General features: G+C 70.8%; 19 protein-coding genes and 1 pseudogene. 12 read left to right on the top strand and 8 right to left on the bottom strand.

The window, feature by feature from the left end; translation table 11 throughout:
• Positions 1 to 186: 186 nt before the first annotated feature.
• The 4 genes from AB0K52_RS10910 (at position 187) to AB0K52_RS10895 (ending at position 4,766) form a co-directional block, all read left to right on the top strand.
• A complete protein-coding gene (locus AB0K52_RS10910) occupies positions 187 to 891 on the top strand; it encodes a FadR/GntR family transcriptional regulator (RefSeq protein WP_363529378.1) in 705 nt (234 codons plus the stop codon).
• A 112-nt stretch (positions 892 to 1,003) separates the two neighbouring features.
• Entirely contained in the window at positions 1,004 to 2,407 is a 1,404-nt protein-coding gene (locus AB0K52_RS10905; RefSeq protein WP_363529375.1) for a four-carbon acid sugar kinase family protein, read from the top strand.
• Positions 2,408 to 2,433: 26 nt separating this feature from the next.
• Positions 2,434 to 3,333 (top strand): NAD(P)-dependent oxidoreductase, encoded by a 900-nt coding sequence (locus AB0K52_RS10900; RefSeq protein WP_363529372.1) that lies wholly within the window; start codon positions 2,434 to 2,436, stop codon positions 3,331 to 3,333.
• Positions 3,334 to 3,335: 2 nt separating this feature from the next.
• Positions 3,336 to 4,766, top strand: coding sequence for a GntP family transporter (locus AB0K52_RS10895; protein WP_363529369.1), 1,431 nt, complete (start codon positions 3,336 to 3,338; stop codon positions 4,764 to 4,766).
• A 120-nt stretch (positions 4,767 to 4,886) separates the two neighbouring features.
• Here AB0K52_RS10895 and AB0K52_RS10890 read toward each other — a convergent pair whose 3' ends face one another.
• Positions 4,887 to 5,591, bottom strand: coding sequence for a hypothetical protein (locus tag AB0K52_RS10890; RefSeq protein ID WP_363529366.1), 705 nt, complete (start codon positions 5,589 to 5,591; stop codon positions 4,887 to 4,889).
• A 362-nt stretch (positions 5,592 to 5,953) separates the two neighbouring features.
• Here AB0K52_RS10890 and AB0K52_RS10885 point away from each other — a divergent pair, with 362 nt between their 5' ends.
• Entirely contained in the window at positions 5,954 to 7,255 is a 1,302-nt protein-coding gene (locus tag AB0K52_RS10885) for a glycoside hydrolase family 43 protein (RefSeq protein ID WP_363529557.1), read from the top strand.
• A gap of 73 nt (positions 7,256 to 7,328) precedes the next feature.
• The gene (locus AB0K52_RS10880; protein ID WP_363529363.1) at positions 7,329 to 10,058 is read left to right on the top strand and encodes a beta-L-arabinofuranosidase domain-containing protein; all 2,730 of its coding nucleotides are present in this window, start codon (positions 7,329 to 7,331) and stop codon (positions 10,056 to 10,058) included.
• Here AB0K52_RS10880 and AB0K52_RS10875 read toward each other — a convergent pair whose 3' ends face one another.
• The gene (locus AB0K52_RS10875) at positions 10,059 to 11,291 is read right to left on the bottom strand and encodes an MFS transporter (protein ID WP_363529361.1); all 1,233 of its coding nucleotides are present in this window, start codon (positions 11,289 to 11,291) and stop codon (positions 10,059 to 10,061) included.
• A 105-nt stretch (positions 11,292 to 11,396) separates the two neighbouring features.
• Positions 11,397 to 12,785, bottom strand: a complete 1,389-nt coding sequence (locus tag AB0K52_RS10870) for a short-chain fatty acyl-CoA regulator family protein (RefSeq protein WP_363529554.1) — start codon at positions 12,783 to 12,785, stop codon at positions 11,397 to 11,399.
• 131 nt (positions 12,786 to 12,916) lie between these two features.
• Between AB0K52_RS10870 and AB0K52_RS10865 the strand changes: the two genes are divergently transcribed.
• The 3 genes from AB0K52_RS10865 to AB0K52_RS10855 are packed head-to-tail and all read left to right on the top strand — an operon-like array spanning position 12,917 to position 16,433.
• Positions 12,917 to 14,413 carry an MmgE/PrpD family protein gene (locus AB0K52_RS10865; protein WP_363529358.1) on the top strand — a complete coding sequence of 499 codons (1,497 nt, stop codon included), beginning with the start codon at positions 12,917 to 12,919 and terminating at the stop codon, positions 14,411 to 14,413.
• Positions 14,413 to 15,318 carry a methylisocitrate lyase gene (gene prpB, locus AB0K52_RS10860; protein WP_363529355.1) on the top strand — a complete coding sequence of 302 codons (906 nt, stop codon included), beginning with the start codon at positions 14,413 to 14,415 and terminating at the stop codon, positions 15,316 to 15,318. Before AB0K52_RS10865 ends, prpB begins: the two co-directional genes overlap by 1 nt.
• The gene (locus AB0K52_RS10855; RefSeq protein ID WP_363529352.1) at positions 15,315 to 16,433 is read left to right on the top strand and encodes a bifunctional 2-methylcitrate synthase/citrate synthase; all 1,119 of its coding nucleotides are present in this window, start codon (positions 15,315 to 15,317) and stop codon (positions 16,431 to 16,433) included. The genes prpB and AB0K52_RS10855 overlap by 4 nt, the downstream gene beginning before the upstream one ends.
• Here AB0K52_RS10855 and AB0K52_RS10850 read toward each other — a convergent pair.
• Genes AB0K52_RS10850 through AB0K52_RS10840 form a run of 3 tightly spaced genes read right to left on the bottom strand, consistent with a single transcriptional unit; the run spans position 16,430 to position 18,848 of the window.
• Positions 16,430 to 16,933 carry a hypothetical protein gene (locus tag AB0K52_RS10850; protein ID WP_363529349.1) on the bottom strand — a complete coding sequence of 168 codons (504 nt, stop codon included), beginning with the start codon at positions 16,931 to 16,933 and terminating at the stop codon, positions 16,430 to 16,432. The genes AB0K52_RS10855 and AB0K52_RS10850 overlap by 4 nt on opposite strands.
• A gap of 60 nt (positions 16,934 to 16,993) precedes the next feature.
• The gene (locus tag AB0K52_RS10845) at positions 16,994 to 17,521 is read right to left on the bottom strand and encodes a potassium channel family protein (RefSeq protein ID WP_363529346.1); all 528 of its coding nucleotides are present in this window, start codon (positions 17,519 to 17,521) and stop codon (positions 16,994 to 16,996) included.
• 10 nt (positions 17,522 to 17,531) lie between these two features.
• Positions 17,532 to 18,848, bottom strand: coding sequence for a chloride channel protein (locus tag AB0K52_RS10840; protein WP_363529344.1), 1,317 nt, complete (start codon positions 18,846 to 18,848; stop codon positions 17,532 to 17,534).
• Between the two features lie 646 nt (positions 18,849 to 19,494).
• Between AB0K52_RS10840 and AB0K52_RS10835 the strand changes: the two are divergent.
• Positions 19,495 to 19,926, top strand: a pseudogene (locus tag AB0K52_RS10835) (DUF4396 domain-containing protein); the annotation flags it as partial.
• Positions 19,927 to 19,930: 4 nt separating this feature from the next.
• On the opposite strand, the gene AB0K52_RS10830 reads toward AB0K52_RS10835, so the two are convergent.
• The gene (locus AB0K52_RS10830) at positions 19,931 to 20,494 is read right to left on the bottom strand and encodes a helix-turn-helix domain-containing protein (RefSeq protein ID WP_363529341.1); all 564 of its coding nucleotides are present in this window, start codon (positions 20,492 to 20,494) and stop codon (positions 19,931 to 19,933) included.
• Between the two features lie 185 nt (positions 20,495 to 20,679).
• Here AB0K52_RS10830 and AB0K52_RS10825 point away from each other — a divergent pair, with 185 nt between their 5' ends.
• Entirely contained in the window at positions 20,680 to 22,170 is a 1,491-nt protein-coding gene (locus AB0K52_RS10825; protein ID WP_363529338.1) for an MDR family MFS transporter, read from the top strand.
• Positions 22,171 to 22,254: 84 nt separating this feature from the next.
• Entirely contained in the window at positions 22,255 to 22,716 is a 462-nt protein-coding gene (locus tag AB0K52_RS10820; protein WP_363529336.1) for an SRPBCC family protein, read from the top strand.
• Positions 22,717 to 22,775: 59 nt separating this feature from the next.
• Here the strand turns inward: AB0K52_RS10820 and AB0K52_RS10815 are convergent, their stop codons facing one another.
• On the bottom strand, positions 22,776 to 23,177 hold the full coding sequence (locus AB0K52_RS10815) for a hypothetical protein (RefSeq protein ID WP_363529333.1): 402 nt from the start codon (positions 23,175 to 23,177) through the stop codon (positions 22,776 to 22,778).
• Positions 23,178 to 23,293: the final 116 nt, after the last annotated feature.

Genomic DNA, 23,293 nt, shown 5'->3' with positions numbered 1-23,293 from the left:
GCGGCGCTTCGCGAGATCAGCCGCGGCCGCAGGCCTCGCAGAGGCCGCGCCGCCGCTGGTGGTACGCCATCGCCGCGTGGGCGTGGTCCACCGGGCAGGTGACGGCCTGACCACTCCAGTTGCGACCTCGTTCCCCGGCGGATCGCCGATTGGCTTACGCTGGCGGCATTCAGAGGAGGAGGGCCGATGGCGCGAGCGTCACGGACGCAAGAGGTGGTCGAACAGGTCCTCGACGCCATCATCGACGGCAAGCTGCGACCCGGCGAACCGCTGCCCCCTGAGGGCGTGCTCGCTGAGGATCTACACGTCTCTCGGCTGACCCTGCGCGAGGCGGTGCGGCTGCTGCAGGCCCAGGGCGTGATCGTGCAGGTGCCGGGCCGGCGCCACCGGGTCGCGCCCGTCGCGCAGTGGACCGGGCTCGAGGCGGTCGTGCGGCACGCCCGCAGCGCGGGGGAGCGGGAGCGGTCCTCGCTCGAACTGCTCGAAGTGCGCATGATGATCGAGACCGGCGCGGCCCAGCTCGCGGCCGAGCGCCGCTCCGACACCGACCTCGACGCGCTGCGCGAGCAGATCGAGCGCATGAAGGCCGCGCACGCGAAGACCGACGTGGCCGCGTTCGTCGCCGCCGACCTCGCCTTCCACGACGTCATCCTCCACGCCGCCGACAACCGCATCCTCGTGGCGGCCCTGCTGCCGCTCACTGCGATGCTCGCCGAGACCCGCAGTGAGACCAGCGCCGTCGCCGAGATCCGCGAGCACGCCATCGCCGAGCACACTGCGATCGTCGACGCGCTCGCCTCCGGCGACCGGCTAGCCGCCCGCGACGCGATGGCCAGCCACATGGACCAGACCCGCGGCGACCTGCTCGAATACGTGCACTCGCGCCGCTAGGACGGCCGCTCCGCTCCACCCGATTTGACGAACGCGGAAAACCGAGGCAGGATATCTGATATCTGATATCTGATATCCGGGATCGAGCCCGGGACTGAACGAAGGAGTTCACGTGGACGTCGCGACGCTGCTCGCCACCGTGCCGGCACCCGCTCAGGTCACCGCCGCCGACGTGCGCGCCGAAACCGACCCGGCCTCCGTCCTCGTGGTCCTCGACGACGACCCCACCGGCACCCAGTCCGTCGCCGGACTCCCCGTCCTCACCCGCTGGGAACCCGCCGACCTCGACTGGGCGTTGGGCACCGGCGCCGCCGCCGTCTACGTCCTCACCAACACCCGCTCCCTCGACCCCGGCACCGCCGCCGCCCGCAACCGCGACGTCGCCGCCGCCGCGCTGGCCGCCGCCGCGCGCGCGGGCAAGCGCGTCACCTTCGTCTCCCGCTCCGACTCGACCCTGCGCGGCCACTTCCCGCTCGAGACCGACGTCCTCACCGAGGCCATCGCCGAACACGGCCGCCCCGCCCCCGCGCTCACGCTCCTCGTGCCCGCCTTCCCCGACGCCGGGCGCATCACCGTGCGCGGCGTCCACTACTGGGTGGTCGACGGCGAGGCCACCCCCGTCGGCGAGACCCCCTTCGCCCAAGACGCCACCTTCGGCTTCCGCTCCTCCGACCTGCGCGACTGGGTCGCCGAGAAGACCGGCGGCATCGTGCCCGCCGCCGACGTCGCCGCCCTCACCGTCGACGTGATCCGCACCGGCCCCGACGCCGTCGCCGACTTCCTCCGCGCCCTCGGCGAAGGCACCCTCGTCACCGTCGACGCCGTGGACGAGAGCGACATGCGCGTGGTCGCCCTCGCCCTCCACCGGCTCGAACGCGAAGGCGTCCAAGCGCTCCTGCGCGTCGGCCCGCCCTACGTCAGAGCCCACATCGGACAGGACATCGCCGCGCCGGTCACCAAGGACCGCATCGACTTCGCCAACGACCGCGGCGGCCTCGTCGTCGTCGGCAGCCACGTCCCCCTCACCACCGCCCAGCTCGCGGGCCTCCGTGAAGCCCGGCCCGGCACCGCGACCGTCGAACTCGACGTGCACCGGCTCATCGACGACCGCCGCGACGCCCACCTCGAAGCCCGAGCGGCACAGGTCGCCCAAGCCCTCGAGACCGGCACGGTCATCGTCCACACCACCCGCGAGCTCGTGACCGGCCGCGACGGCGACGAAAGCCTCGCCATCGCCCGCCAGGTCTCCAGCGGCGTGGTCGATCTCGTCGCCCGCGTCCTCGACCTCGCCCCGCCGCGCTTCGTCATCGCCAAGGGCGGCATCACCTCCAGCGACACCGCCTCCGAAGCGCTCCGCATCCGGCGCGCCACCGTCGTCGGCCCCATGCTCCCCGGCATCGTGTCCCTGTGGCAGCCCGAGGACGGCCCGGCGCGCGGCATTCCCTACATCGTCTTCGCGGGGAACGTCGGCTCCACCGACTCCCTCGCGCAAGTGGTCGGCGTCCTCGCCGACTGACCGTCCCCCGATTGATTGGAACGATCATGAACAGCAACGTCGCTGTCATCGGCCTCGGCGCGATGGGCCTGCCCATGGCCGCGCGCCTGGCCGAGCGATTCGCCGTCCGCGGCTTCGACATCGCGGCCGAACGGCTCGACCTTGCCGCCGCGCAAGGCGTCACGCCCGCCGCGACCGCCGCCGAAGCCGTCGCCGACGCCGGGACGGTCCTCGTCGCCGTCCGCACCGGCGACCAGCTCCACGCCCTCCTGTTCGGTGACAACGGGATGGCGGCGCACCTGGCGCCCGGCGCGGTCGTCGTCCTCACCAGCACCGTCGGCACCGCTGGGCTCGCCGAGACCGCCGCGCGCCTCGCCGCGCAGGACGCCCACCTCGTGGACGCCCCGCTCTCCGGCGGCCCCGTCCGCGCCCGCGAAGGCGACCTCCTCATCGTCGTCGGAGCCGCACCCGCCGCCCTCGCGGCGGTCGAGCCCGTCCTCGAGCAGCTCGCCTCCACACTCTCCATCGTGGGCGACAAGCCCGGCGACGGCCAGGCGCTCAAGACCGTCAACCAGCTGCTGTGCGGCGTCCACATCGCCGCCGCCGCCGAAGCGCTCGCCCTCGCCGACGCCCTCGGCCTCGACCGCGAACGCACCCTCGACGCGCTCACCGCCGGCGCCGCCAACTCGTTCATGCTCGGCAACCGCGGCCCGCGCGCCCTCCAGGCCTACGACGACGGCGGCGCCGAAGTCCTCAGCCGCCTCGACATCTTCGTCAAGGACATGGGCATCGTCGGCGACGCCGCCCGCGCCGCCCACCTCGCCGTGCCCGTCGCGGCCGCCGCCGAGCAGTTGTTCCTCCTCGGCGAGGCCCAAGGCCTCGGCGCGCTCGACGACTCCGCGGTCATCCGCGTCGTCGCCCCGCAGCTCCGCGAGACGGAGGCGTAGTCATGGGATTCACACTGCCGCTCCCCGCCCTCATCCTCGTCGGACTCGCGGGCGTCGCACTCCTGCTCCTGCTCGTCATCAAATGCAAGATGCAGGCGTTCTACGCCCTCGTCATCACCTCGATCGCCGTCGGCATCGGCGCGGGCCTCCCGCTCACCACCGTTCCCGCCCAAGGCGACGAACCCGAGCGGCTCGGCGTCGTCCAGGCGATCATCGCCGGCGTCGGCGGCACCCTCGGCTCCGTCGCCGTCCTCGTCGCCCTCGGTTCCATGCTCGGCAAGATCATCGAGATCTCCGGCGGCGCCGACGCCCTCGCCGGGAGGTTCACCGGCTGGCTCGGGCCCAAGCGCGTCGGCGTCGCCCTCACCGCCGCCGCCGCGATCCTCGCCATCCCGGTCTTCTTCGACGCCGGGTTCATCATCCTCATCCCGATCATCTACGCCTTCTCCAAGGCCGCCGGGCTCAACCCGATCAAGTTCGGCCTGCCCATCGCCGGGATCATGCTCGCCGTCCACGTGGCCGTCCCGCCCCACCCGGGCATCGTCGGCGGCGCCGCCATCCTCGGCGCCGACGTCGGATGGATCACGATCCTCTCGCTCGCCGTCTCGATCCCGCTCGCGGTCGCCGCGTACTTCCTCGGCAAGCTCTTCAACCGCCGCGAATACTCGATGATCGCCGCCACGAAGGCCATGTTCGACGGCTTCGGCAAGAACGACGGCCCCAAGAACGGCACCCTCGAGGACGGCGAGAAGGCCCCCGGCGCCGGGACCATCATCGGCATCATCGTGCTGCCCTTGGCGCTCATCATGGTCGGCACCACGATCGCCCCGCGCTTCGAGGCCGGGACCTTCTGGAACGGGTTCCTCTCGATGATCGGCCAGCCGATCTTCGCGCTGGCCGTGGCCATCGCCGCCGCCATGTTCGCGCTCGGCGTGCGCCGCGGCTGGTCCGCCGCGAAGCTCGGCGAGGTCATGGAATCGGCCCTGCCCGCCGCGGCCGTCATCATCCTGGTGACCGGTGCGGGCGGCGGTTTCGGCAGGGTGCTCACCGAGTCCGGGATCGGCGCGGCCGTCGCCGACTCGCTCTCCTCGGCCGGCATCCCGGTCCTGCTCGCGGTCTTCCTCATCTCGCTGATCCTGCGCGCCGCGCAGGGCTCGGCGACCGTGGCGATCACGACCGCCGCCGGGCTCATGCTCCCGGCCGTGCAGGCGCTCGGCCTCGACCCCGTCCACCTCGCGCTCGTAGCGCTCGCGATCGGCTACGGCTCCCTGGGCCTGAGCCACGTGAACGACTCGGGCTTCTGGATCGTGACCCGCTACCTCGGGCTCTCGGTCAAGGACGGCCTCAGGGTCTGGACGCCGATGACGACCCTGCTCGGCCTCCTCGGCTTCCTGATCACGGCGGGCCTGTACGTGCTCATCCCGTCGAGCTGATCAGGGACCGGACCTCCCGGTCCGGGTCAAGACCGCCGGGCCGGGAGGTCTCCCTTCGGTCACTTTCCTTTCCGCGCAACGGGACCGCCGGGCACCTCGGCCCGGCGGTCCTTGCGCGCGCTACGCCCACACGTCGTAGCTGTTGCAGTTGAAGTTGTAGCCGCCGGTCGACGAGGTGATCTCGAAACCGAACGCGATCTCGCCGATGGTGACCCTCGGCATGCGGCCGTTGGCGACCAGCCACTGGGCGTGCGCGGTGATGTCCACCCAGGGGTTGGTGGAGTGGTTGCGCGCGAGGAAGCTGTAGACGTGGTTGCCGCCGTTGTGCCCCTGGTAGAAAGCCCAGTTCTGGTATCCGAGGTTGACGTCGGTGACGTAGGAGCCGATCGGTCCGACGGCGCCGTGCCACTGCGTCCAGATCATGATCTCGTAGTCGTGGTCGTTGCCCCACACGTCGTAGGTGGTGCAGTACGCGAGGTTGGAGCCGGTGGGGACGGAGACGTTGTGGTTGCTGGAGACGTTGCCCATGTTCCACACGTCGCGCCCGAGCTGGTAGGCGACGTGCGGGTAGGACTTGACACCGCCGGTGTTCGGATGGTTGGCCCACACACCCCAGTTGGAGTGGGAGTTCGCCCAGATGGACTGGTCGCCGGCGCCGCTGCCCCAGACATGGTTGTTGACGGTGTAGGCGCCGGTGGTCCACTTCCCCCAGTCGTCGGAGGTGGACCAGGCCGCGGCCTGGGCGGGGGACTGGAGGGCGCCGACGGCGCCGACGGTGGCCAGCGGTGCGGCGAGTGCCGCGGTGAGGAGCGATCTGCGCTGCATGGAAGACCTTTCTCGCGATCTAAGACATTCGTAGATCTACGAACATCGATGGGTTGATTAGATCATGTAACAAAGTTCATGTCCATACATGGATACTTGATTCCATACATTGACAAACCGATTCGGGCCGCAGCCAGGGGCGCTCTCGTTGAATATCGAAGATATTGACTACGTCGATGTCGATTGTTACCCTTCACATCATCATTTTCGACTGCACGAACCCTGGAGAGTCAATGTCGACACCCTCACGACCGCAAGGTCTCAGCCGCCGCGGGCTCATCGCCGCCGCGGCCGCCGTCCCCGCCGCCGCGCTGCTCCCGGCATCACCCGCGGCGGCCCAGACCGCCTACACCGGCTATCTCATGGCCCACTTCATCGGCGAAGGGTCCGGCGGCGAGCAGATCTACCTCGCCCACTCCGACAACGGCCTCAACTGGACCGATCTCAACCGCGGCCAGATCGTCCTGCGCACCCCCATCGGCACCAAGGGCGTCCGCGACCCCATCATCGTGCGCAACCCCGCCGGCAACCGCTACTGGATCGTCGCCACCGACCTCCACATCGGATCGGGCACGTCCTGGACCGACGCGCAGCACGTCGGCAGCCGCAACCTCGTCGTCTGGGAGTCGACCGACCTCGTCAACTGGTCGATCCCATGGCTGCTCCCGGTCGCCGCCTCCATCGGCGACGCCGGCGACGCCTGGGCGCCCGAGGCCATCTGGGACTCCTCCGCCGGGAACTTCCTGCTCTACTGGGCCACCAACTCGACCCTGAACGGCATCAAGAAGCACCGCATCTGGAGCGCGCGCACCACCGACTTCCGCACCATCACCAGCCCGCAGGTCTACATCAACCTCGCCGGGTCCGAGCAGCTCATCGACACCCAGATCATCGAGGCCAACACCGGCGGCTACCGCTACTACCGCGCCTCGAAGACCACCCAGATCGTCATCGAGGGCGGCAACTCCCTCACCGGCACCTGGACCCGCCTCGGCGACCTCTCCGGCCTCACCGGCGGCGGCGTCGAAGGCCCGATGTGGGCGAAGTTCAACGACCGCAACGAATGGGCGCTGTGGCTCGACCAGTACGCCACCGGCCGCGGCTACCTGCCCGTCGTCACGACCAACCCGGCCGCCGTCTCCGGCTATCGCATCGCCTCCGGCTACAGCATGGGCGGCAACCTCAAACGGCACGGCTTCATCCTCAACCTCACCCAGACCGAGGAGACGCGGGTCCTCAACCGCTACCAGGCGCCGGTGTTCAACCGGCTCCAGTCCTACAACTACCAGGACCGCTACGTGCGCCACTACAACATGGACGTGCGCATCGACCCCGGCGTGAGCCCCGCCCAGGACGCCCAGTTCCGGCTCGTGCCCGGCCTGGCCTCCTCGAGCGCGGTCTCCTTCGAGTCCGTGAACTTCCCCGGCCACTTCCTGCGGCACGTCAACTACGACTTCGTGCTCGCCCCCAGGGAAGCGGGCGGCACGTTCAACGCCGACGCCACCTTCAACCGGGTCGCGGGGCTCGCCGACTCCTCCTGGAGCTCGTTCACCTCGTACAACTTCCCGACCCGCTACATCCGCCACTACGGCTACGCGCTGCGGCTCGACCCGGTGAGCTCCACCCAGGAACGGGCCGACGCGACCTTCCGCGTCACCACCTGATCCCCGCCAGACCGCCCGGCGCGGGACCCACCTCCCGCGCCGGGCCTGCTCCCCAATCCCTCTGGAGACACGCATGTCCAACGTCAGCCGCCGCCGCCTCATCCAAGCCGCCGGCGTCGCCGCCGTAGCCACCGCCGCACCCGTCACCGGCGGAACCCAGGCGCAGGCCGCGATCGCCCCCGCCAGGCCCGACTTCGGGGCCGCCGCATTCGAGTTCCCGCTCGGCCAGGTCACCCTGAACGCCGGGCGCTGGCTCGAGAACCAGAACCGCACCCTCACCTACCTGCGCTTCGTCGACGTCAACCGCCTGCTCTACAACTTCCGCGCCACCCACAAGCTGTCCACGGCGGGCGCGGCCCCGAACGGCGGCTGGGACGCCCCCGACTTCCCCTTCCGCACCCACATGCAAGGCCACTTCCTCACCGCGTGGGCCCAAGCGTGGGCCGTCCTCGGCGACACGACCTGCCGCGACAAGGCCAACACGATGGTCGCCGAACTCGCCAAATGCCAGGCCAACAACGCCGCCGCCGGATTCGCCGCCGGGTACCTCAGCGGGTTCCCCGAATCCAACTTCGACGCCCTCGAGAACGGCACCAAGGGCGACGTCCTCTACTACTGCATCCACAAGACCCTCGCCGGCCTCCTCGACGTGTGGCGCCTCATGGGCTCCACCCAGGCCCGCGACGTGCTCCTCGGGCTCGCCGGATGGGTCGACGCCCGCACCGCGCGGCTCTCGACCACCCAGATGCAGAACGTGCTGCGCGTCGAGTTCGGCGGCATGAACACCGTCCTCGCCGACCTCTACCAGCAGACGGGCACCGAGCGCTGGCTCACCGCCGCGAAGCGGTTCGACCACGCGGCCGTCTTCGACCCGCTCGCGAACAACCAGGACCAGCTCAACGGCCTGCACGCGAACACCCAGGTGCCCAAGATGATCGGGGCCGCCCGCGAGTACAAGGCCACCGGCACCGCCCGCTACCGCGACATCGCCCGGAACTTCTGGAACATCGTGGTCGGCGCCCACACATACGTGATCGGCGGCAACAGCGAGGCCGAGCACTTCCGCGCCCCGAACGCCATCGCCCGGTACCTCGACACCGACACGTGCGAGGGCTGCAACACCTACAACATGCTCCGCCTCACCCGCGAGCTGTGGCTCCTCGACCCCAACAACGCCGCCTACTTCGACTACTACGAGCGGGCCCTGCTCAACCACCTCATCGGCTGGCAGAACCCCGCCGACGCGCACGGGCACATCACCTACTTCACGTCCTTGAACCCGGGCGGGCGCCGCGGCGTCGGCCCGGCCTGGGGCGGCGGCACCTGGAGCACCGACTACAACTCGTTCTGGTGCTGCCAGGGCACGGCCCTCGAGACGTTCACCAAGCTCATGGACTCGGTGTACTTCAAAGCCGACACGACCCTGTACGTCAACCTGTACACGCCCTCGCGCCTGAACTGGACCGAGCGCGGCCTCACCGTCGTGCAGTCCACCTCGTACCCTGTGAGCGACACGACCACGCTCACCGTGACCGGCACCGTCTCAGGCTCGTGGACGATGCGCCTGCGCATCCCCGCCTGGACCTCGGGCGCGGTGATCAGCGTCAACGGCCAGGCCCAGAACATCACCGCGACCCCCGGCACCTACGCGGCCCTGACCCGCACGTGGGCCTCCGGCGACACGGTCACCGTGAAGCTCCCGATGAGCCTGAAGATGCAGGCGGCCAACGACGACGAGAACGTGGCGGCGGCGGTCTTCGGGCCCACGGTCCTCTCCGGGAACTACGGAAGCACCACCCTCGGCACCCTGCCCTCGCTCGACGTGGACTCGATCGAGCGGACCAGCACCTCCTCGCTCGCGTTCACCGCCACCGCCGACGGCGCCCAGGTGAACCTCGGCCCGTTCTACGACGCCCACGGCCACAACTACACCGTCTACTGGAACGCCTCGGGCGACGGCGGCTCGACCACGGCCCCCGCGTTCAAGCTCTACAACGCCAACTCGAACCTCGTGCTCGGCATCCAGAACATGTCAACGGCCGCAGGCGGGCTCGCGCTGCAGTGGAACGACACGAACACCGCCGACCACAAGTGGGAGCTCGTCACCGACGGGTCGAACGTGAAGCTCCGCAACCGCAACTCCGGGCTCGTCCTCGGCGTCGAGAACATGTCCACGACCGACAACGCCCGCGTCCTGCAATGGAGCGACAACGGCACCGCCGACCACCTGTGGGCGATCGTCGACAACGGCGACGGGCGGCACAAGGTCCGCAACGCCCACACCGGGAAGCTCCTGGCGATCCTCAACGCCTCGACGGCCGCCGGGGGACAGGCCGTGCAGGACTCCGACAACGGGACCGCCGACAATTTCTGGCGCTTCGTCCCCGACGGGGCCCGCCGCATCCAGAACGTCAACAGCGGCATGGTGATCGGCATCCAGAACATGTCGACCGCCAACGGCGGCCTCGCGATCCAGTGGGGGAGCACCGGCACCGCCGACCACTTCTGGACCGCGGTGCTGGACACCGGCGGCTACTTCAAGCTGCGCAACGGCAACAGCGGCAAGGTCCTCGGCGTCGAGAACGCCTCCACGGCCGCGGGCGCGCGCGTCATGCAGTGGGACGACAACGGCACGAACGACCACCGCTGGCGGCTGCGGTACGGCTCGAACGGAGCCTTCCGCATCCAATGCGCCAACGGCGGCAAGGTCCTCGCCGTCCAGAGCGCCTCGAAGACCCAAGGCGCCCAGATCATCACCTGGGACGACACCGGTGCCGCCGACCACCTCTGGAAGTTCGTCTAGCTAGCGGTCCTCATCCGTCCGCGGCGCGCGGGCCGAACCCGGCCTGCGCGCCGCGGGCGAGCAGACCAGCGCGATCGCCACGAGCACGAGCACCACGTAGAACGCGTTCCGCAGGCCCACGCTCTCGCCCAGCAGGCCGATCAGCGGCGGACCGATGAGGAACGCGCAGTAGCCCACGGTCGCCACGACCGCGACGTTCGCGGTGGCGTTCACCGGGTCGTCCGCGGCGGCCGACATGCCCACCGGGAACCCGAGCGACGCGCCGATGCCCCACAGGACCGTGCCGACGATCGCGACCGGGGCGGTCGGACCGAGGATCACCAGCAGCAGGCCGACGAGCGCCAGCAGCGCCGAGCCGGCCAGCACCGGGACCCGCCCGAACCGGTCGAGGAACCAGCCGCCGCCCACGCGCCCCAACGTCATCGCGGTCACGAATACCGCGAACACCGCCGCACCGCCGGGGTTGGTGAGCCCGTAGCCGTCGACCATCGCCAGGCCCAGCCAGTCGTTCGCGGTGCCCTCGGTGAACCCCATGCCGAGGATGATGAGGCCGATGAGCAGCACCCGGATGTCAGTCCACGCCGCGAGGCGGGTGCGCCATCCGGCCTTCTCGCCCGGCTCGGCTTCGCGCGGCTCCTCGGCGGGCTGCAGGAACCGCACCAAATACGCCGAGACGGCCAGCACCGCGAGGCCCACGACCGTGAGGTGCCAGCCCGCGGAGACGCCCAGCTGCTCGGTCAGCGCGCCCAGGCCCGCGCCGAGCATGGTGCCGACGCTGAAGCCCGCGTGGAACATCGGCATCAGCGTCTTGCCGATCCGCCGCTCGTTCGCCGCCCCGGAGAGGTTCATCGCCACGTCGAGCATCGAGTTGCCCGCCCCGAGCACCGTCAGCGCCCCGAACAGCGCCCAGTAGGACGGCGCGAACCCGGCGATCAGGCCGATCGCGACCAGCCCAGCCGCCGTCAGGGTGAGGAACCAGCGGATCGCCGCCGTCGCCCCCAGGTGTGCCACCACATGCCCCGAGGCGATCAGCCCCAGCATCGCCCCGGCCGCGAGCCCCAGAATGAGCACGCCCATCTCCTGCGTGGTCGCGCCGAGGAGGTCGCGCATGTTCGGGACGCGCGCGGCCCAGTTGGCGAACACGAACCCCGAGAGCGCGAACACCGCGAAGACGGCGTTGCGCCAGGCCACGAGCGCGGGATCGGTGCGGGCTGGCACGGCGGTGCTGGTCACGGCGGTCCAATCAGGCGGCAGAGCGGGCCCAGGACAGGCCCGTTCCCCAGCTTGCACCGGCGCCTGACGTTCGACAAACGAATTCGACGGGACATCAGATACGACTCACGAAGACGGGTACGGCGTGAACCCGCTGCGGTGGTCGGTCACATCCAGCGGGCGGCCGATCGCCGGGAACGCCCGCTGCGGGCAGCCCGAGCGGTCGCACACCTTGCAGCCCGGCCCGATCGGCGTCAACGCGGCCGGGCTCGCCAGGTCCAGGCCGTCCCCGTAGACGAGCCGGTGCGCATGGTGCAGGTCGCAGCCCAGCCCGATCGCGAACGTCTTCGCCGGGGTCCCGAAGCCGCCGTACCGGCGCGTCACCGTCCGCGCCACCCACAGGTACGCCCGCCCGTCCGGCATCTGCGCCAGCTGGGTGCGGATCTCCCCGGGATGCGCGAACGCCTCGTACACGTTCCACAGCGGACAGCTGCCGCCCACGCGCGAGAAGTGGAAGTCCGTGGCCGACTGCCGCTTCGAGATGTTCCCCGCCCGGTCCACCCGCACGAAGAAGAACGGCACCCCCCGCGCCCCCGGCCGCTGCAGCGTGCTCAACCGGTGCGCCACCGTCTCCCAGCCCACCCGGAACCGCCGCTGCAGCAGGTCGATGTCGTACCGCAGCTCCTCGGCCGCGCCCCGGAACACGCCGTACGGCAGGATCAGCGCCCCCGCGAAGTAGTTCGCCAGCCCGATCCGCGCCAGCGACCGCGCCTCCGGCCCCGACAGGTCCGCGGCCGCCACCAGGGCGTCGATGAGGTCCGCGTGCCCGGCCAGCGCCAGGTGCGTCGCCAGCTGGAACGCGCGCTGGCCGGGGGAGAGCAGCGGCGAGACGCGCAGGACGCGGCCGTCGGGGTCGAAGCGGCGCTTGGCCTGCTCTTCGGGGTCGAGTGCGGCGACGGTGGTGCCGTGCCGGTCGGCGAGGAGCCGCGTGAGCCCGGACGCGAGGTCGGAGGGGTCGAGTCGGGCCGCGATGTCTTCGGCGGCTTGGTCGAGTTCGGCGATGTAGTTGCGCTTGGCGTAGAACAGGTCCCGCACCTCCTCGTACGCCGTGGGAGCGGCGCCGGCGTCCAGTTCGGCGCTCATGGCGGTGTTGCGCTCGACGGCGTGGCGGTAGCGGCGGTGCAGGTCGACGACGTAGCGCGCGAGTTCGGGCATGCCCTCGGCGAGTTCGCGGGTCTGGCCGGGGGAGACCTGCTCGGCGTGGGCGGTGTCGGCGAGGGCGTCGCGCAGCTGGGCGTCGAGCCGGTCGCTCTCGGCCGCGGAGAAGCGCTGCACGTCCACGTCGAAGACCTCGGCGAGGCGCAGCAGCACCGGGCCGGTGAGGGGCCGCTGGTTCGACTCCATCTGGTTCACGTAGCTCGTGGAGATGCCCAGCGCGGTCGCGAGCGAGGCCTGGGTGAGGCCCTGCTCCTCGCGGAACCGGCGCAGCCGCAGCCCGACCTTGGCGGTCTTCAACGCCATCGAGTGGTCCTTTCACAACATTCACAAAACGGCGCCGATATTTCCACAAGAAACCACATGTTCAGTGCTTTCAACGGGATCGGCGGCTGTACATACTGTGAAGATAACCCAGAAGGAGCCGCCGCATGATCGAGCATCCCGTCCGCGCCCACGCCTCGCGCGAGCACTTGGCCCGCGAGGAGCAGTTGGCCTGGAAGATCGCGCAGGTCGCGATCGACCCCGTGCCGGTCGAGCCCGGGGTCGCCGAGATGATCGGCAACCGGGTCATCGACAACGCCGCCGTCGCGGCCGCGTCGCTCGCCCGCCGCCCGGTCGCCAACGCCCGCGCCCAGGCTCTCGCGCACCCGTACGGGCCCGGCGCGGCCGTGTTCGGCGCCGAGGTGCGCTGTTCGCCCGAGTGGGCGGCGTGGGCGAACGGGGTCGCGGTGCGCGAGCTCGACTTCCACGACACGTTCCTCGCGGCCGACTACTCCCACCCCGGCGACAACATCCCGCCGGTCCTGGCCGTGGCCCAGCACCGGGGCCTGGACGGGGCGGCGCTCGTTCGCGGCATCGCGACCGGCTACGAGGTGCAGATCGACCTCGTGCGCGGGATCTGCCTGCACGAGCACCGGATCGACCACATCGCCCACCTCGGGCCCTCCGCCGCGGCCGGCATCGGCAGCCTCATGGGCCTCGACGCCGAGACCGTCTACCAGGCCGTCGGCCAGGCGCTGCACACCACCACCGCCACGAGGCAGTCCCGCAAGGGCGCGATCTCCTCCTGGAAGGCGTACGCGCCCGCGTTCGCGGGCAAGGCCGCGGTCGAAGCGGTCGACCGGGCCATGCGCGGCGAAGGCGCGCCCTCCCCGATCTGGGAGGGCGAGGACGGCGTCATCGCGCGCCTCCTCAGCGGACCGGACGCCCGCTACACCGTGCCGCTGCCCGCCCCCGGCGAGCCCAAGCGCGCCATCCTCGACTCCTACACCAAGGAGCACTCGGCCGAGTACCAGAGCCAGGCGCTCATCGACCTCGCCCGGCGGCTCGCGCCGCGCATCGGCGACCTCTCGCGCATCGCCGAGATCGTCATCCGCACCAGCCACCACACCCACAACGTGATCGGCACCGGAGCGAACGACCCGCAGAAGACCGACCCCGACGCGAGCCGCGAGACCCTCGATCACTCCATCATGTACATCTTCGCCGTCGCCCTCGAAGACCGCGACTGGCACCACGAGCGGTCCTACACTCCCGAACGGGCGCACCGCGAATCGACCGTCGCGCTGTGGCGCAAGGTCCGCACCCTCGAAGACCAGGAGTGGACCCGCCGCTACCACGACCCGGACCCGGACAAGCGCGCCTTCGGCGGCCACGTCACCGTGGTCTTCGACGACGGCACCACGATCGACGACGAGCTCGCCGTCGCCGACGCCCACCCCCGCGGCGCCCGCCCCTTCGCCCGCGACCAGTACATCGCCAAGTTCCGCACGCTCGCCGACGGCGTGATCGAACCGTCCGAACAGGACCGCTTCCTCGACCTCGCCTGCCGCCTCGGCACACTCGACGCCGCCGAAGTCCGGGCCCTCAACCTCGCCGCCCCTCCCGGCGCGCTCACCGCACCCCTGCAGGGAGGACTCTTCTGATGACGCAACGGATCTCACCGTCCCAGAAACGCCAGGCGCTGCGCGCCGGACTCGCCTCCGGCCGCCTCCAGCGCCTCCCGGGCGCGTTCTCGCCCCTCGTCGCCCGCGCCGTCGCCGACCGCGGCTTCGAAGGCGTCTACGTCTCCGGCGCCGCGCTCGCCGCCGACCTCGCCCTGCCCGACATCGGGCTCACCACCCTCACCGAGGTCGCCGGGCGCGGCGGCCAGATCGCCCGCGCCACCGACCTGCCCACCCTCATCGACGCCGACACCGGCTTCGGCGAGGCCGCCAACGTCGCCCGCACCATCACCGCGCTCGAAGACGCCGGCCTCGCCGGCTGCCATCTCGAAGACCAGGTCAACCCCAAGCGCTGCGGCCACCTCGACGGCAAGGAGGTCGTGCCCGCCGCCGTCATGCTGCAGCGGGTGCGCGCCGCCGTCCAGGCCCGCACCGATCCCGACTTCGTCATCTGCGCCCGCACCGACGCCCGCGCCGTCGAAGGCCTCGACGCCGCCGTCGACCGCGCCAAAGCCTATGTGGACGCCGGAGCCGACATGGTCTTCCCCGAGGCGCTACGCACCGAAGCCGAGTTCGCCGCCTTCCGCGAAGCGGTCGACGTCCCGCTCCTGGCCAACATGACCGAGTTCGGCACCTCGCCCGCGCTCACGGCTCGGCAGCTCGAAGACCTCGGCTACAACCTCGTCATCTGGCCCGTCTCCAGCCTCCGCGCCGCCATGGGCGCCGTCGAGAACCTCTTCGACACCCTCGAGGCCGAGGGCACCCAGGCCTCCCATGTAGACGCGATGCAGACCCGCGCCCGCCTCTACGAACTCGTCGACTACGCCTCCTACGCGGCCTTCGACCAGCAGCTCTTCGACTTCAAGATCCCCGGGAGGGACGCATGAGCACCGACATCCGCAAGGGCCTCGCCGGCGTCGTCGCCGACACCACCGCCATCAGCGAAGTCGTCCCCGAGACGAACTCCCTCACCTACCGCGGCTATCCCGTCCAGGAACTCGCCCGCTCCTGCTCCTTCGAAGCCGTCGCCCACCTCATCTGGTACGGCGACCTCCCGGACGCCGCCGCCCTAGCCCGCTTCACCGAACGCGAAGGCGCCCAACGCGAGGTCACCCGCTCCACCATCGCCGTCGTCGACCGCGTCCCCGACAACTGCCACCCGATGGACCTGCTGCGCACCGCCGTCTCCTGCCTCGGCGCCGAAGACCCCGCCGAGGACGACAACAGCCCGGCCGCCAACCGCGCCAAGGCCGAAGCGATGTTCGCCAAACTCCCCACGGTCGTCGCCCACGACTTCCGCCGCCGCAGGGGCCTCGCCCGCATCGCCCCCGACCCGAGCCTCGGCTTCGCCGAGAACTTCTTCCACATGTGCTTCGGCACCGTCCCCGCACCGGAAGTGCTGCGCTGCTTCGAGATCTCGATGATCCTCTACGCCGAGCACAGCTTCAACGCCTCCACCTTCACCGCCCGCACCGTCGCCTCCACCCTCTCGGACATCTACTCCGCCGTCACCGCCGCGATCGGCGCGCTCAAAGGCCCGCTCCACGGCGGCGCCAACGAGGCCGTCATGCGCATGATGCTCGAGATCGAAGACCCCGCGCTGGCCCGCTCCTGGCTCCTGGAGCGCCTGGCCGCCAAAGAGAAGGTGATGGGCTTCGGACACCGCGTGTACAAGGACGCCGACTCGCGGGTGCCGACCATGAAGGCCGCGTTCATCGACATGGCCGAGCTGACCGGCGGGCGGCGCTGGGTCGCGATGTACGAGGAGCTCGAGGCGGCCATGATGGAGGCCAAGGGCATCCACCCCAACCTCGACTTCCCGGCCGGTCCCGCCTACTACCTCATGGGCTTCGACATCCCGATGTTCACGCCGCTGTTCGTCATGTCCCGCATCACCGGCTGGACCGCGCACGTGATCGAGCAACTGGAGTCGAACGCGCTCATCCGGCCGCTGAGCGCCTACACCGGACCCGCGCAGCGCGCGATCCCGCTGGCGGCCTAGGAGACCAACGTGCGACGAGGAGGGTCGTGCAGATCGCCGAGCAGCAGCCGGTGCGTCCCGTCTGCCACCCCGGGGCCGGAGCGGAGGCGGATTCCCTCCTCGTTGTACGAGGCGTACATGCCGACGGCGAAGGCCGCGAGGCCCAGCAGGAACGCAATGACCGAGACCGGGCCGAGCACGGAGGTGAACGGAAGGACGACCCCGGCTTGGTCGAGGCCGACGGCGCCGCCGTAGAGGACGACCGCGGAGACGGCGCCGATGAACGCGGTCAGCTTGTACCGCTTGCGGATCGTGCGCGAAAGCGCCCTGCTGCGAACCCGCACCAGCAATGCCGCGCCGCACCGGTCGCAATGCAGTTCGACCAGTGCCTTGCCGGTCGCGGGGCGGCGGATGCGGCGGGTCGTGACCGTGTAGCGGCGTTTCCTTTCAGTCGAGAGAACATCGAAGCCGGTCCCGGTCAGGTGCCCGATCCGGATGGTCGTCTCCTCGCGCAAGGGCATGCGGGCCTCCACTTCTCCCGCTTCGAGCTTAGGAAGCCGCGCCGGGACCGGTCCCGGCGCTCAGCGGTCGCCGCGGCCGCGAGCGGCGCGCTGCGCCGCCCGCTCGCCGAACTTGCGGGCCACGATCGAGGCGGCGCTCGCGATGGCCGTCAAGTTGAACGCCATCTGCACGCACAGGACGGTCCGGGCGACCTGGCCCTGCGCCGAGACGTCCCCGAAGCCGACGGTGGCCAGGGTGCTCACGGCGTAGTAAAGGGCGTCAACGCGGGTGTGGAGCTCGTTGAACTCGCCCGGCCGGTTCACGGCCAGTGCGTAGTCGAGGAGCGCGAACAGCAGGAGTCCGGCGAGGATGGCCACGATCAGCGCGCCCAGCGGCGCGTCGGGCTCGCGCAGCTGTCGCAGCGACTGCCAGCGGATCGCGAAGGCCAGGCCCGCCAGTATGAGGACCGTGGCGGTCCACCGCAGGACCAGGGATCCGGACTCGGGCTCGTTCGACACCGGAACGACCGAGTAGAGGATCATGAGCGCGACGCACGCCAGCAGCCAGCGCAGCGGGTGTCCGCGCCTCGGCTTCGTCTCGTCCTGCAACCTCTCCACCTCAATCCCGGATCGGAGCGGCGGCGTCGGCGTCGCCGGTCCGCTCTGTGAGTCGTTCGGTCATGAAAGCCACGACCACGGCGATGAGCACGATCGGGGTCATCGCGGCCGAGTCCGTGCCGAGCAGCAGCGTGATGAGCAGGGCGGCCGATACCGGCAGCGGCAAGATGGCGGCCGTCGCCGCGGCCATGCCCGCCGCCATCGCCGGGAGGAGCCCGAACCCGGGCAGGCCGCTGACCAGGGTGCCTGCGGCGGCGCCGAGGAACACGGCCGGGAAGATCGGGCCGCCGCGCAGGGTCGCGAGCGACACGCCGTAGGCGAGGCCCTTGAATGCCAGGATCGCGACGAGCGCCCCGGTGCCGAGCGCTTCCCCGGTACCGGTGAACGTCGCGAGCGCGTCCTGTCCGGACAGCAGCACCTCGACGGGGGAGCGGTCGGTGAGCAGCGCGTAGAGCGCGGCGGCGACGGCCGTAACGGTCACCGCGGCCATGGCCATGAGTGCGGGACGCCGTTTGGCGTGGGGCAGGAGCCGCCGTCCGATTCGGTGGATCACATTGACGCCCAGGGCGATTGCCGCCGCGAACGGCACGGTCCACAGCAGATCGGCGGCGTCGAGTCGGGTCTGGGCGCCCAGACCGGGCAGCTCGAGCGAGATCACCGGCAGCCCCGTCCAGGTGCCGAGCCCGGTGAAGACGAGCGCGCCGATGCCGGCCGAGAGCAGGCACGGCAGCACGACCTTCGTGGACCTGAGTCCGGACCTGCTTGCGGATTCGAGGATGAACACGGCCGCGACGAGCGGGCTGCCGAAGATGACGGCGACGGCCGCCGCCGACCCCGACGCGTCCAGGAGCGCGTTCTCGGGGCTCTTGCGGGCGATCCAGCGCGAGGTGAGGATGGTCGCGAGCGCGGCGCCGACGGCCATGAGCGGGGCTTCGGGTCCGAGCACGACGCCGAGCGGGAGGCCGCCGAGCGCGGCGAGCAGGACTCCGGGCAGGTGCGAGGGCGGCACGGGTTCGGCCGAGAGGCCGTCGATCGGGACGTGCCCGCCGTGCCCGGGCAGGCGGCTGATCGCGACGGCGACGAGCGCGCCGCCGATGAGCAGCCACGGGAACGGCCACCACCACGGCACCGGCTCGAGGCCCCAGGCCTCGGGCAGGTCCTCCCACACGAACGCCGTCAGCCAGTGCAGGAGGGCGAGGAAGGCGAAGGCGGCCACGGAGATCGGGATGCCGACGAGCGCTGCGAGGCCGAGCAGCCGCAGGTACCGGACGCCGTCCGCGCGCCGCGTGGAGGCCGCACCGTCCGATGTCGCCGCCATGCCGCCCCTCCGTTCCCTGCACTGTGGATCTTCCTACGGCGGTCGCGCACGGCGCAGGACATTGTCCATCCCGCATCGCGAACCCCGTTTGCAACATACCGGGCGGGGGTATACGATCATCCGGCTGCGGCCACCCCGGGCCGCCAGACCCTCGAGGAGCATCGCTGTGGACCACTCCCGCCACGACCACCAAGGTCATGACGACCACGCCGGCCACGACCACCACGCCGCCCGCACCGCCGAAGCCGAGCACGAGGGCCGCACCGCCCACGACCACACCGGACACGGGCACACCGGACACGGGCACGCCGCCAACGGCGACCACACCGGACACGCCGCCCACGAACACTCGGCCCCCGCCCCTGCGGCCGAAGACCATGCCCACCACGCCGGACACGCCGCCCGCACCGCCGAGGCCGAGCACGAGGGCCGCACCGCCCACGACCACACCGGACACGGGCACGCCGCCAACGGCGACCACGCCGCCCACGATGCGGCCGAAGACCATGCCCACCACGCCGGACACGGCAACCACGGCGACCACGCCGGACACGATGCGGCCGAAGACCATGCCCACCACGCCGGACACGGCAACCACGGCGACCACGCCGGACACGGCGGACACGGCGGCCCGGCTCCCGCGAGCTGGGGCATGGCCGCCTCCGCCACCCTCCACTGCCTCACCGGCTGCGCCATCGGCGAAGTGCTCGGCGTCGTCATCGGCACCGCCCTCGGCTGGCACGGCTTCGCCACGATCGCCCTCGCGATCACGCTGGCCTTCCTCTTCGGCTACGCCCTGACCATGCGCGGCGTCATGCGCGCCGGGCTGTCCTTCAAGGACGCCCTCAAGGTCGCGCTCGCCGCCGACACCATCTCGATCGCGGTCATGGAGATCGTCGACAACGGCTTCCTCCTCGCCATGCCCGGCGCGATGGAGATGGGCCTGGCCGACTACCGATTCTGGCTGACGCTCGCCGCCGCGCTGGCGATCGCGTTCGTGGTGACCGTCCCGATCAACCGCTGGCTCATCTCACGCGGCAAGGGCCACGCGGTCGTCCACCAGCACCACCGGCACTAGGGGCCTAGCAGACGGCGGCGGGCCGCAGCGCCGCCATGGTCCGGTCGAGGCTCCGCCCGAACTCGTCCGGCCGGGCCACCGCCTCGACCATCGCCGCGTGCAGGCACGCGAACGCCCCGCCGACCACCGCCCGCAGCACCACCGGGTCCGGCGCGCGCCCGGGCCGCCGGGCCGCCCGCTCCATCAGCGTCTCGGACAGCGAGCGCTGCAGCCCGTCGAGCCGCCCGAGGTACGCCGCGAACAGCCGCGGGCTCGCGTTCACGATCTTCTGCACCGCCGCGTCGTGCTCGCGCATCGCCGGATCGGCCAGCCGCTCCACGATCGGCTCGAACGCGTGCCGCAGCGAGTCCCACTCGGTCTCGTCCAGCGGCCGGGCCTCGAGCCGCACCGCCAGCTCCAGGCCGAGCCGCTCGAGGCTGTCGAGGACCACTTCGTCCTTGGAAGCGAAGTATCGGAAGAAACTGCGCTGGGACATGCCGACGGCGGCGGCGATCTCATCGACCGTCGTCTCCTCGAATCCCTTTGCGACGAAGAGTTCCTCGGCGGTCCGTGCGATCCTTGACTGCACGGCCCGACGTGACACTTCTCGCAGACTCCCACCGGCCCCCATGACCCGGATGGTAGCAACTGCAATGATTGACAGTCACTGACACTTTCCGGTGCGCGCGCTCCGTCACCCTCCGACACCCCGGAGGATGCAGGTGCGGGCCCGTCGGCACCGGGCAAGGAACACCACAAAAGGAAACTTCCCCCATGACCGTTGACCAGCGACCGGCCGAGTCACCCGAAGCCGACGCAGCACCAGCGCCCGAACCGGGCATGTCGAGCCAGATCAAGATCGTGCTCGGCGTACTCCTCGTCGCCACGTTCGTCATGATCCTCAACGAGACCGTGATGGGCGTGGCCCTGCCGCGCCTCATGGAGCAGTTCTCGATCACCGCGGCCACCGTGCAGTGGCTGACGACCGGCTTCATGCTCACCATGGCCGTGGTCATCCCCATGACCGGCCTCATCCTGCAGCGCTTCACCACCCGCACGGTGTTCCTCGCCGCCATCGGCCTGTTCACCGCCGGCACCCTGCTCGCCGGCGTCGCCACCGTCTTCCCGATGCTCGTGGCCGCCCGCGTCATCCAGGCCAGCGGCACCGCCGTCATGCTGCCGCTCCTCATGACCACCGTCATGACCTTCGTCCCGGCCGAACGCCGCGGACGCACGATGGGCTTCATCACGATCGTCATCGCCGTCGCCCCCGCGATCGGCCCGACCTTCTCCGGGTTCATCCTCAACAACCTGACCTGGCGCTGGATGTTCCTCGCCGTCCTGCCGATCGCCGTCCTGGCGCTCGTCCTCGGCGGCGTCCTCATCAAGAACCTCGGCGAGACCCGACCGGTCAAGCTCGACCTGCTCTCCGCGATGCTCTCCGCCGTCGCCTTCGGCGGCCTCATCTACGGCCTCAGCAGCTTCGGCGAGTCCGCCGCGGGCAACCACACCCCGGTCCCGCCGTACGTCGCCGTAGGCGCGGGCGCCGCCTCCCTGGCCCTGTTCGTCTTCCGCCAGCTCCGGCTCCAGCGCGACGACGCGGCCCTGATGGACCTGCGGCCCTTCAAGTCCCGCTCGTTCACCGTCGGCATCATCATGCTGCTGGTCTCGATGGCGACCCTCTTCGGCTCGCTCATCCTGCTGCCGATCTACCTCCAGAACGTGCTCAACCTCGACACGCTCCAGACCGGACTGGTGGTCCTCCCCGGCGGCCTCGCCATGGGCCTCTCCGGCCCGTTCGTCGGCCGCATCTTCGACCGCGTCGGGCCCCGCCCGCTCGTCATCCCCGGCTCGATCGTCCTCGCGGGCGCCCTCGGCCTCATGACGATGCTCGACCAGGAGAGCGCCGTCTGGTTCGTCGTGGTCATCCACGTGATGCTCAGCCTCGGCCTCAGCAGCCTCATGACCCCGCTCATGACCTCCTCGCTCGGCGCCCTGCCCATGGAGCTCTACTCCCACGGCAGCGCCATCATGAGCACCCTGCAGCAGGTCGCGGGCGCCGCGGGCACCGCCGTGTTCATCACCCTGATGACCACCGGTGCCGCCGCCAGCATCGAATCGGGCGCGACCACCGTCACCGCCCAGGCCGACGGCATCCACCTCGCGTTCCTGTGCGGCACCGGCATGGCCCTCGTGGCCGCCGCCGCGGCCTTCCTCGTCAAGAAGGCCGACGCCCCCGCGGGCGACGCCGCCCCGGCGCACTAATACGACGACGTAGAGGCCCGGCCCCTGCCAGGGGCCGGGCCTTTTCGCGTCCCGCCGCGAAGCCGCGGATGCTACGGTCCCAAGATGCCGCGAACCGACCAAGCCAGCCGGGACATCCCGGCCTCGCCCGAACGCGTCTACGCCGCCCTGACCGACCCCGAGGCGCTCGCCGCCTGGCTCCCGCCCGCCGGGATGACCGGCCGCTTCGACCACTACGACCCGCGCCCCGGCGGCACCTACCGCATGACCCTCACCTACGCGGACCCCGAAGGCGCGCCCGGCAAGACCACCGCCGACACCGACACCGTCGAAGCCCGCTTCATCGAACTCGTCCCCGACACCCGCGTCACCGCCGAGATCGACTTCAAGTCCGACGACCACGCCTTCACCGGCCCCATGACCACCACCTGGTCCCTCGAGCCCGTCCCCGAAGGCACCCGCGTCACCTTCACCGCCACCAACGTCCCCGACGCCATCACCGCCGCCGACCACGCCGAAGGCATGAGCTCGTCCCTGCTCAACCTCGAGTCCTACCTCGAACGCTGAAGGCCGGACCCCGATCCGGGACCCGGCCTCCGCGACACACCCGCTCGCGAGGGGACCCGCTACTCGGTGACCTCCCGGAAGGAGCAGTCGTTCGCCTCAGGGTCGTTCGCGCCGTCGACGGAGCAGACCTCCATCACGTACTCCTCGCCGGTGAGCACGTTCCACTGGAACGTGGTGAACTCCCCGGCCCCGAGTCCGTTGTAGATGCTCTCGAGCAGGATCCACTCGCCGTCCTCGACGAGGTAGAGGCTGCCGCGAACGCCGTGCCCGTCCCGGTACCAGTCATGCACCGAGAAGACGTCGCCCTCATCATGGTGCATCATCTCGGCGATCAGGTTCCCGCCCGCATCCGTGAGCTGCACCTCGAGGTCCGCGGCCTGCGCGGGGGCGGCGATGCTCGCGGCCAGCGCGAGACCGGCGCCGAAAGCCAGCCCGGCGCGCGCGATCCAGGTCTTGTTCATTGTGGAGGCTCCAATTCGCTTGGGGCGCATTATTATCGGTGCGCCTTCGTACCCATCAAGACGTGAATCCGGGACGGTTTCCGCACTCCCGAAACGAGTGATGCGCGTCTCGGCTA

Source organism: Glycomyces sp. NPDC049804 (genome assembly GCF_040674615.1).
GTDB lineage: Bacteria > Actinomycetota > Actinomycetes > Mycobacteriales > Micromonosporaceae > Glycomyces > Glycomyces niveus.
The sequence above is the reverse complement of the archived record's forward strand: the minus strand, read 5'-3'. Positions and strand labels throughout refer to the sequence as shown.

Bases quoted from the DNA above. Each gene is read 5' to 3' on its own strand.
- prpB (WP_363529355.1), top strand. From the start codon at position 14,413: ATGACGCAACGGATCTCACCGTCCCAGAAACGCCAGGCGCTGCGCGCC.
- AB0K52_RS10815 (WP_363529333.1), bottom strand. From the start codon at position 23,177: ATGAACAAGACCTGGATCGCGCGCGCCGGGCTGGCTTTCGGCGCCGGT.
- AB0K52_RS10850 (WP_363529349.1), bottom strand. From the start codon at position 16,933: ATGCCCTTGCGCGAGGAGACGACCATCCGGATCGGGCACCTGACCGGG.
- AB0K52_RS10880 (WP_363529363.1), top strand. From the start codon at position 7,329: ATGTCCAACGTCAGCCGCCGCCGCCTCATCCAAGCCGCCGGCGTCGCC.
- AB0K52_RS10855 (WP_363529352.1), top strand. From the start codon at position 15,315: ATGAGCACCGACATCCGCAAGGGCCTCGCCGGCGTCGTCGCCGACACC.
- AB0K52_RS10895 (WP_363529369.1), top strand. From the start codon at position 3,336: ATGGGATTCACACTGCCGCTCCCCGCCCTCATCCTCGTCGGACTCGCG.
- AB0K52_RS10840 (WP_363529344.1), bottom strand. From the start codon at position 18,848: ATGGCGGCGACATCGGACGGTGCGGCCTCCACGCGGCGCGCGGACGGC.
- AB0K52_RS10900 (WP_363529372.1), top strand. From the start codon at position 2,434: ATGAACAGCAACGTCGCTGTCATCGGCCTCGGCGCGATGGGCCTGCCC.
- AB0K52_RS10910 (WP_363529378.1), top strand. From the start codon at position 187: ATGGCGCGAGCGTCACGGACGCAAGAGGTGGTCGAACAGGTCCTCGAC.
- AB0K52_RS10820 (WP_363529336.1), top strand. From the start codon at position 22,255: ATGCCGCGAACCGACCAAGCCAGCCGGGACATCCCGGCCTCGCCCGAA.
- AB0K52_RS10885 (WP_363529557.1), top strand. From the start codon at position 5,954: ATGGCCCACTTCATCGGCGAAGGGTCCGGCGGCGAGCAGATCTACCTC.
- AB0K52_RS10825 (WP_363529338.1), top strand. From the start codon at position 20,680: ATGACCGTTGACCAGCGACCGGCCGAGTCACCCGAAGCCGACGCAGCA.
- AB0K52_RS10865 (WP_363529358.1), top strand. From the start codon at position 12,917: ATGATCGAGCATCCCGTCCGCGCCCACGCCTCGCGCGAGCACTTGGCC.
- AB0K52_RS10890 (WP_363529366.1), bottom strand. From the start codon at position 5,591: ATGCAGCGCAGATCGCTCCTCACCGCGGCACTCGCCGCACCGCTGGCC.